An 8322-nucleotide genomic window follows, 5' to 3' on the forward strand; every position below is an offset into this window, starting at 1 on the left:
CGTCAACCCGGCCGCAGGTGGATGACCGGGCGGTAGGCTGGGCGGGAAACCTCCCAAGGGTTTCCGAGGCCCTCTTGCCGACTTCGGTCGGCAAGAGGGCCTCATTCCGTTCCCGCTCCAGCTCAAGCCTCAGGCGACATCAGCAGGCTGGTCATCTGCTGCTCGAGCAGCGCCAGGTGGTCGGCCAGCTCGGTGCGCTGGGTGTCCATCTGCTGCTGGTGCTGGGCCAGGGAGGTTTTGATCGTGGCGAACCGCTTGTGCAGCGCGCGGACTCGGTAGTTCTTGGGGTCGGCCTGCTCCCGGGCGAGGTCGCGGGACAGCGACTTCAGGTCGGTGGCGATCTTGGCGTCGAAGGCGCCTTCGACCATCTCCCGGGACTCGGAGGTGTCGGGCAGGGGCACGCGGGTCAGCTCCGCGCCGCAGCGCTGCGTCAGCTCCCGCAATCCCGCCAGCACGCCCAGGTGCTGGTGGTGCACGAAGTAGACCCCGTTGTGGATGCGCACTGCGGCGAGTTCGCGTTCGATGTAGTCGCGCAGCAGCTTGCGGATCCGGTCGGCGCTGACGTAGCGGCGGCGGGATTCGAACTCGTTGGTGATCTGCTGCACGATCTCGTTGAGCACCTGGTGTTCGGCGGGGGTCAGGCAGTCGGTGTTGACCTGCTCGATGGTCATCTCGCCGTCGCCGGGGTCGGTGCCGTGCCCGGTGGCGCGGGTGAACTCGCAGCGGGCGATCTCGACCTCGTAGGACAGTTCCTCGTTGCCGTGGTCGACCAGCTCGCGCACCAGGTGGCGCACGATGCGGGTCTCGTCGCGCACGACCGGGCGCATCATCAGCGTCACGGTCTGCCCGGTCTGGGTGTGGTTGCGGCGCCGGTGGCCGCCGAGCGGGTAGCTGGTCTTGGCCGCGCTGGTGGCCTTCTCGAAGGCCTCGATCGGCCGAGGCGGCTCCGGCAGGTAACCGGGGTCGAGTTCCAGCTCGTCCATGTCGCCGCGCAGGTCCTCAACGGTGACGTCGTCGACGTCGACGACGTTGTAGATCACCAGGGCACCCAGCAGCGCCACGTCGTCGTCGGCGAGCTGGCTCAGGTAGCCGTCGAAGGTGGCGTTGTTGGTCGTGATGTCCGGGGCGGACACGATGCCTCCCAAGGTCAGATGGAGCGGAACAGCTCCGCGGTGGCGTGGGGGTCGGTGAGGTCGGTGATCGTGCGCAGGTCGTCGCAGATGCTCTGCATCGCTGTCGAGCCGCCGCGGCCGATCTCGATGCCGAAGACCCGGAAGTCCAAGCGGTGCTGCAGCTTCTTGAAGTCCCGCTGCCACTCCCAGCTCACCGGCGCGTCCCCGTCGGTGATCAGCACCAGGTCGGCCTTCTGCCGGCCGGTGGTGTTGTACTCGGCCTCCAGCAGCGCGGCGGCCTCCTGCAGGGGCCGCTCGAAGTCGGTGCCGCCGCCAGGGAACCGCTCGGCGAGTTCGATGCGGTCGGACTGGCTGACCGGCTGGTTCGCGGGGAACCGGAAGATCTTGTCCACGGTCTCGTCGAACAGGATCGCCGCGAACTCCCGGGTGGGGGTGGCTGCGCGGGCCTGTTCCAGCAGCGCCAGCGCCAGCGCCTTGGCGTAGGCCTCGGCGGTGGTCACCCCGCTGAGGTCCATCCCGTACCACGGGGTGCCGCCCTGGGCGCGGATCATGGCGAAGCGGTCGCTCATCGACCACGAGCAGTCGATGAGCGCGATGACCGCGCCTTGCGCCTCGTGCTCCTCGCCGCGCTGCTGGAAGACCATCAGCCGCCGCTCGGCGTAGCGGGCGGCGAATTCCGCGCGCAGCGCCGGGACCGCGAGGTTGGCCAGCTCGGAGGGGATCAGCGCGGCCAGGTCATCGCCCAGGGTGACGCCGACGTACTCGCCGCGGGCGTGCTCGACGCGGCGGGCCCGTTGCGCCCGGGCCAGCTGCCGGAACCGGCCGATGAGCTCGCTGAACTCCTTGAGTTTCTCCGAGGCCAGGCGCTGCCCCAGCTGCATCCGCTCGTCAGCCGACATCCGCTGCAGGTCGCCCTCACCGAGCCCCCACGCCAGCCCGCGGCTCTGCTCGGTAGCCAAGGCCTCCTGGGCGTCCTGCGCCGCTTGGCGCGCCGCCGGGCGAATCGGCGCGACCGCCAACGCCTGCGCCAGCTCCTGCTCCACCGACCACGCTGCGGCAGCCGCCTGATCCTGCTGCCCGTCCTCGGTGCCAGCGCCCTGGTCGCCACCGGTTCCTTCGGTCTCCTCGGGAAGGCCAGTCTCCTCAGAAGTGCCGCCGCCTTCGGTCACCTCCGCATCGGCGCCGTCCTGACCATCCTGTTCACCATCGTCGCCGCCCGGTTCCTCGCCGGCTCCGGACTCACCGCCTTCGCCAAGCTCGCCGGACTCGCCGGACTCGCCGGGTGTGGTGGATTCCCCGCCCTTGGCGTCCTCGTCCAGACCGGCGTCGTCGGAATCGCTGGTGCCCCCGCCGCCGGGCATCGGCGCCCCCGCGATGTCGGCGGCGGCCTGGGCCTGGGCGGCCTGCTCGCGCTCGGCGGTGAGCTGCTCCAGGATCTGCCGGATCGCGGTGCCCTGCCGCACCACGGACAGGGCCGCCATGAACCCATCGCCCTCGGTGGTACGGCGCAGCTCGGTGTGCTCCGGTGAACCGAGCTGCGCGGCGACGATCGCGCGGTTGATCTGCGCGGCCGGGCGGACCTCGCCCGGCTCCAGCAGCTCCGGCGCGCGGCAGTAGGCCGCGCGCCACAGATCGGCCACCAAGTTCGTGGCGTTGAAGCGCTCGGCCAGCGACGCATCGAGGCGGCGCAGGGCGGTGCACTCGGCCAGCAGCCCGTCCAGCACGACCTCGTCGACGTGATCACGGGTGTAGACCGCGGCGGCGCTGCGGACATCCCGGCTCATCGCGCACCACCAGAGGCGAGCTGGGCGTTCACCGCGCCCTCGTCCATACCCAGCCCCTCGGTGAGGATCCGCCGGTAGATCCGCTCGGCGGCCTCCAGCTGGGCGTCATGCCAGCTCGTGGCCCGGCCCTCCTCCACCGCGGTCGCCCGCAGGGTGCTCAACGAGCGGTGCGCGGTGCGCAGCAGCGTGTGCCGGTCGAACGCCCAGTCGTAGAGGCCATCGACGTCCTGGGCGTCCAGGCGGCGGTCCAGCTCCCGGCCCAGCTGGGCGATCTGGTCGGCGACGTCGGCCATCTCCCGGTCATCCGGGGCGAGGTACCCACGCACCAGGCGGTCGACCGTGCCGCGGTTGGAGGGCACGTCCCACAGCACGTGCGTGAGCACCGCCAGATCGTCAAGGCTCACCTGCTCGCGCCCGGCCAGCCAGGCGCTGGCCTGCAGCAACCGCACGGCCTGCTTCCAGCGCCGGTCCGAGCTGACGATCTCGCGGTGCCGCAGGTCGGCGCGCAGGTCGACCAGGGCCGAGCGCACCGCGGCGCCCAGCGCGATCGCCGGCACCTCGCCGCGCACCGCCTGCTGCAGCGCGGCCAGCTCCACCGTGGTCGTCTGGGCGGCCTGCTGCTGGCCGTCGTCGATCGCCGAGAGCAGCAGCGCCTCAAACGACTCCGGGCGGGCCAGGTAGTCGACCTCCATGCGGATCAGCAGCCGGTCGTAGAGGGCGTCGACGGTGTCGTCCTCGGCCAATTCGTTGGAGGCGCACACCGCGCTGATCAGTGGGCAGGCCACCGGGGCTCCGCCGCTCTCCGGGTGGTACACCCGCTCATTGAGGAACGCCAGCATGCTGTTGAGGGCCGCGCTGGAGCACTTGAAGATCTCGTCCACGAACGCGATCTCGCAGGTCGTGGCGTGACCATCCAGGATCTGCCGATACTGCCCCTGCGCCAGAGCCCCGACGTCGATCGGCCCGAAGATCTGCGAGGGCGCGCTGAACTTGTTCAACAGGATCTCCCAGTACTCGGCCGAGGAGATCCGGGAGGTCAGCTCCCGCACCAGCGCCGACTTCGCCGTCCCGGGCGGGCCCAACATCAACGTGTGCTGGCCCGCCAGCATCCCCAAGGTGATCATCCGGGTCTCCTCCGCGCGCTCGTGGTAAAGCGCACCGACCTCGCCGATCACCGCATTCAGATCAGACTGCAGCGACATCATCTTCTCCCAAGGGTCCCTGCCCGACCACGCACCGTGGTCGGGCAGGAATCGAGCGTAGCCACCATGCGCCGCGATGTCAAAAACGCACGTTTCATACAACTGGTGGACGATCGGGGCGACCGGCACCACCGGCTTCGGCCCCACTGAAATTCGAACGCGCATTCGGCGTTGCCTTCCTGCCGTCCGGCGCACGCCGGCGGCGCCCCGGCACGCGGCGCGGGTTGAGTAGAGACCGGCGAATCCCTGAACCCCACCCGAGCAGCGAGCGAAAGGATCACATCCCATGGCCGAGGAGTACTGGGAAGAGGAGTGGGAGTACGAGGAGTACTGGGAGGAATGGGAGGACGACGATGGCGGCGATGAGGGTGGCGGGGGCTTCGGATGCGCCCTGATCACCATCGCGCTGCTGGGTGGGCCCGCGCTCCTGACCGTGATCAGCGGTGCCTGGCCAGGCATGAGCTGACGTGTGAGGTGCCCACACCCGAGTATGGGCATCTCATCACCGTGTATGGACCAGGTGGGATGGCCGGTAAGCGGAAGTCCCGTCCTTGGGAAACCGGGCACGGGACAATCGGCTGGTGATCAACAACGAGCAGCCCGAAGCGCTCCACGCCGCGTTAGCCGACCTCCGGCGCGCACTCGCCGGACGACCCGCCAAGGCCGCGCCGCGGACCCGGCCGGGCCGGGCCCGCGGCATGGTCATCGACCCCACCGCCGCCGAGGGGGAGGTTGTCCTGCGGAGCCGGAATCCGCGTCAGCAGGGCCGGTAGCGTCAGCAGGGCCGGTAGCCGACGATGAGGTAGCCGAGCCCGTGCTGCCGTTCGGCGAGCAGCACGGCGAGGCGAGGCCCGGGGTCGGGGATCTCGCGCACGAACGTGGACCAGCTCATCGAGCACGTGCTGATCAAGCTGCGGGCCGAGGTGGTGGATTCGATCGTGGCGGGGGTCGGGTTGGGGTAACGCGCGGGATCACGCACCTGCTCGCGCAGCCGCCGCACCGCGCCGGTGCAGTCCGGCGCGCCGTGCGCAGTCGCGAACTGCTGGGCGCCGGCTTCGGAGAACAGGCTGCAGGTCTGCCGGTCCTCGCGCGCGATCAGCGTCAGCAAGGTGAACACCACGCCGTTCGGCGAATCGGGCAGCATCCGCGCCTTCGCGAACTCGTGATCGGCGGCCGCGGCCGCGGCCTGGCGCTGCCGCTCGGCCCACCAGGTCCATCCCCACCCGCTCGCCCCGACCAGCATCACGACCACAGCGATGATCGCGGGCCAGCGGGATACGCGCCAACGCCGCAGGCCCGGCACCAACGCGACGGCGCCGGCCACCACCAGCCACTGCCAGACGGTGGTGGCGGCCAGCTCGACGAGCAGCACCAGGGCGAGCACGACCGACGGCATCCAGCGCCGCAGCGAGCTCGGGAGCAAGACCCGCAACGCGCGGACGAGCAGGGCCAGGACCACGGCGATCACCGGCACCCACCACACCAGTCCGGAGAACAACCACAGCGCGAGCACCGCGAGGCCCAGCACCCGGACGAGACGCTCCGAGCATGGCGGCACCGGCGGATCCGGATCACTACGAGCGCGCTGGTCGATCACCGGGCCAGCGTAAGCAGCACGCACCGGGACCGCTGGTCATTGACTCCCGCCATACCCGCCCATCCACAAGTACGGGACGCCCATACACACGGGTTACGCGTGTGCACCCGAGGTGTTCCGAACCGGCCGACCGGCCCAAATTCACCCGCCTGCCACGTGATCACTGCGGGAGACTTCGCCCGTGCCGATGATCTCCCTGAGCGCGGTGGGTGCCGCGCCGGACCTCCTTTTCCCCGCCATTCCGCACCGAGCCGGGCGCATCATCGCGACGGTGGTCGCCGCCGCGGCCGTCATCACGGTCTGGGCGCCGGCGGCGATCACCGACTGGCCGCTGGCCAGCATCGCGGGAGCGACCGTCAGCAGCGCGCTGGGTCTCGCGCTGCTGGCCTTCGCCCGCGTCCTGTTGCTGCGCGTCTGGCGCCAGGCCGCGCACGCTGACGGCGACGTCGAGTGGCCGATCATCGCCACCGTCTTCATCACCGCCATCGGCGTGCTCGGCGGCGGAGCGCTGCTGGCCGGCGGGCCGCTGTTTCCCAGCTCCGCGCTCTCCCCGCTGGCCTGGATCGCCGTGGCACTGTGGGGCGCGCACGAAGCGGCCTACAGCCACCGCGAATTCCACCGGGCCAAAACCGACAGCCCTGCTTGAACGCAACACCGACGACCCGACCCTGGCGTATTTCGTGCCCATACACAGGTATGGGCACGAAATACGCGAGTAGTACGTGCGTGAGCAGCGTGTCGATACGGGTACGGACGCTAGTGTCCGCACCATGCGCATCTACGCGATCTCCAACCAGAAGGGCGGGGTCGGCAAGACGGTCACGGCCAAGGAGTTCGGCGCCGCGCTGGCCGAGGCCGGCCGCCGCGTGCTGCTGATCGACTTCGATCCGCAGGGCCACCTGACCACCTGCCTCAACGTCGCCCCGGCCGGATCCGGGCCCGGCGACGCCAACCTGCCCAAGGCACTGCTCGGCAAGTGGTCCGGGTCGCTGGGCGAGCTGATCCACGAGATCAGCCCCGGCCTCTTCGTGATCCCGACCTGCGACGAGATGTTCCTCCTCGAAGCCGAGATGTACGGCCGCAGCGGACGGGAATACCTGCTGAGCCGGTTCCTCGACCAGCTGCTCGGCCTCATCGACGACGTGTGCATCGACTGCCCGCCCTCGCTCGGCCCGCTCAACGACGCCGCCCTGGTCGCCGCCCGCGACCGTGACGCCGAGAACAGCGGCGCCGCCGAGGAGGACGACCAGATCACAGGCCGGATCATCATCCCGGTCGAGTCCGAGGACTCCAGCATCGGCGCCCTGCGGCTGATCCTGCGCCAGATCTCCAGCCTGGAGCAGGCGCTGCCCGGCGTGCTGCTGGCCGTGGCCGGCCTGGTGGTCAACATGTACGACAGCCGCCGCGGCCGCATCGCCACCTCCACCCTCAACGCGTTCAAAGCCCACCCGCTCGGCGTGCTCGCCGTGATCAACCAGCGCGCCGCGATCACCGAGGCGTGGCGTGCCAAGCAGACCGTCCTCGTCTACGCGCCGGACTCCGAGAGCGCCCAGCAGTTCCGCGGGCTGGCCCGCGCCATCGATCCACGCCTTCCCGAATTGCAGGAGCACCCCGCATGACCCGCCGCACCGACGTCCCCGCACCCGACATGGGAGGAACCGACCCCAACGAGGTGCTGCTCCGGCGGTTCCAGGACACCCAGGTCGGACACACCCCCACCACGCCCAAACCTGCTCATACACCGCCCACACCTCAGGTACGGGCGGGTAAGGGCGCAACGCGGCCGGACCCGGACGGCATGAAGCGCACCAGCCTCTACATCACCCGCGACGCCGCCGCCGCTCTGGAGGCCGCCGCCGACACCGTGCTCGACGCGCTCGGCGGCGACGTGCCCCGCCACGTCGCCCTCAGCGCACTGCTCGAAGCCGGCGCCCGCCAGGCCCCCGCCGTCGCCCAGGAGCTGGTGCGCCAGCGCACCGAAGAACTGGCCGCCCGCCTCAACGCCCTCCAGCACCACCACAGCTGACGGCCCACACCCTGTCCTTACCTGCCCGCACCTCGAGTATGGGCAGGTAAGGACAGATCCGACGGCCGATGACCCGACCGACCACCCCGCCGCCGGCACACCGGTGAACTCGCCGCACCTCGCGCCGAACGACACCTGACCCCGCAGTTCGATAGCCCGCTGACCCGGAATACCTCGATGTGTTCCAGCCCCTCCACGTGTATGGGCAGATGCGCGTCGCCCATACCTGCCCATACACGTATCGCACTGCAGTAGGAACGCCCCGTACACGAGCGGATCAGCACTTCGCCGTATGACATGAAACGCACGTTTTCGGCACCCCGGCGCACCCTTCCGATCGGTTGTGCCCCAGACGTGAAGGAGGCCTCCGAGGACCGATGGTGATCCTCGGAGGCCTCCTCTTGGGGCGGCTACTCGGGGAGGTCGAGCGCTTCGCGTTCCTGCCAGCAGTCCGGGTGCCAACCGTTCTGGTGCTCACCATCGATGGCATCCCGGCAGCCCGGGCACACCCGCGGCCCGGCCTGCGCGGGCGCTGAACCGTGCGTGCCCGCACTTGTTGTTGAGGAAGAGGCGCCGTCGG

At 70.2% G+C, this 8322-nt stretch carries 9 protein-coding genes; 5 read left to right on the plus strand and 4 right to left on the minus strand.

The window, feature by feature from the left end; translation table 11 throughout:
* Positions 1–122: 122 nt before the first annotated feature.
* The 3 genes from ABT324_RS28235 to ABT324_RS28245 are packed head-to-tail and all read right to left on the minus strand — an operon-like array spanning position 123 to position 4119.
* Entirely contained in the window at positions 123–1133 is a 1011-nt protein-coding gene (locus ABT324_RS28235; RefSeq protein WP_351183611.1) for a DUF6744 family protein, read from the minus strand.
* A gap of 14 nt (positions 1134–1147) precedes the next feature.
* The gene (locus tag ABT324_RS28240) at positions 1148–2917 is read right to left on the minus strand and encodes a vWA domain-containing protein (protein ID WP_351183613.1); all 1770 of its coding nucleotides are present in this window, start codon (positions 2915–2917) and stop codon (positions 1148–1150) included.
* Entirely contained in the window at positions 2914–4119 is a 1206-nt protein-coding gene (locus ABT324_RS28245; protein WP_351183615.1) for an AAA family ATPase, read from the minus strand. The genes ABT324_RS28240 and ABT324_RS28245 overlap by 4 nt, the downstream gene beginning before the upstream one ends.
* 286 nt (positions 4120–4405) lie before the next feature.
* Between ABT324_RS28245 and ABT324_RS28250 the strand changes: the two genes are divergently transcribed.
* Together ABT324_RS28250 and ABT324_RS28255 are read left to right on the plus strand one after the other, a co-directional pair.
* The gene (locus tag ABT324_RS28250; RefSeq protein ID WP_351183617.1) at positions 4406–4585 is read left to right on the plus strand and encodes a hypothetical protein; all 180 of its coding nucleotides are present in this window, start codon (positions 4406–4408) and stop codon (positions 4583–4585) included.
* A 115-nt stretch (positions 4586–4700) separates the two neighbouring features.
* Positions 4701–4892, plus strand: a complete 192-nt coding sequence (locus ABT324_RS28255) for a hypothetical protein (RefSeq protein WP_351183619.1) — start codon at positions 4701–4703, stop codon at positions 4890–4892.
* Between the two features lie 2 nt (positions 4893–4894).
* Here the strand turns inward: ABT324_RS28255 and ABT324_RS28260 are convergent, their stop codons facing one another.
* Positions 4895–5716, minus strand: a complete 822-nt coding sequence (locus ABT324_RS28260; protein WP_351183621.1) for a hypothetical protein — start codon at positions 5714–5716, stop codon at positions 4895–4897.
* A 181-nt stretch (positions 5717–5897) separates the two neighbouring features.
* Between ABT324_RS28260 and ABT324_RS28265 the strand changes: the two genes are divergently transcribed.
* The 3 genes from ABT324_RS28265 to ABT324_RS28275 all read left to right on the plus strand — a co-directional run bounded on the left by ABT324_RS28265 (position 5898) and on the right by ABT324_RS28275 (position 7742).
* The gene (locus tag ABT324_RS28265) at positions 5898–6362 is read left to right on the plus strand and encodes a hypothetical protein (RefSeq protein ID WP_351183623.1); all 465 of its coding nucleotides are present in this window, start codon (positions 5898–5900) and stop codon (positions 6360–6362) included.
* Positions 6363–6486: 124 nt separating this feature from the next.
* Positions 6487–7335 (plus strand): ParA family protein, encoded by an 849-nt coding sequence (locus ABT324_RS28270; protein WP_351183625.1) that lies wholly within the window; start codon positions 6487–6489, stop codon positions 7333–7335.
* Positions 7332–7742: a hypothetical protein gene (locus ABT324_RS28275; RefSeq protein ID WP_351183627.1), complete on the plus strand. Its 411-nt coding sequence runs from the start codon at positions 7332–7334 to the stop codon at positions 7740–7742. Before ABT324_RS28270 ends, ABT324_RS28275 begins: the two co-directional genes overlap by 4 nt.
* The last annotated feature ends 580 nt before the right edge of the window (positions 7743–8322 follow it).

This window comes from Saccharopolyspora sp. NPDC000359 (genome assembly GCF_040300525.1).
Classification (GTDB): Bacteria; Actinomycetota; Actinomycetes; order Mycobacteriales; family Pseudonocardiaceae; genus Saccharopolyspora.

Bases quoted from the DNA above. Each gene is read 5' to 3' on its own strand.
- ABT324_RS28240 (WP_351183613.1), bottom strand. From the start codon at position 2,917: ATGAGCCGGGATGTCCGCAGCGCCGCCGCGGTCTACACCCGTGATCAC.
- ABT324_RS28245 (WP_351183615.1), bottom strand. From the start codon at position 4,119: ATGTCGCTGCAGTCTGATCTGAATGCGGTGATCGGCGAGGTCGGTGCG.
- ABT324_RS28250 (WP_351183617.1), top strand. From the start codon at position 4,406: ATGGCCGAGGAGTACTGGGAAGAGGAGTGGGAGTACGAGGAGTACTGG.
- ABT324_RS28270 (WP_351183625.1), top strand. From the start codon at position 6,487: ATGCGCATCTACGCGATCTCCAACCAGAAGGGCGGGGTCGGCAAGACG.
- ABT324_RS28275 (WP_351183627.1), top strand. From the start codon at position 7,332: ATGACCCGCCGCACCGACGTCCCCGCACCCGACATGGGAGGAACCGAC.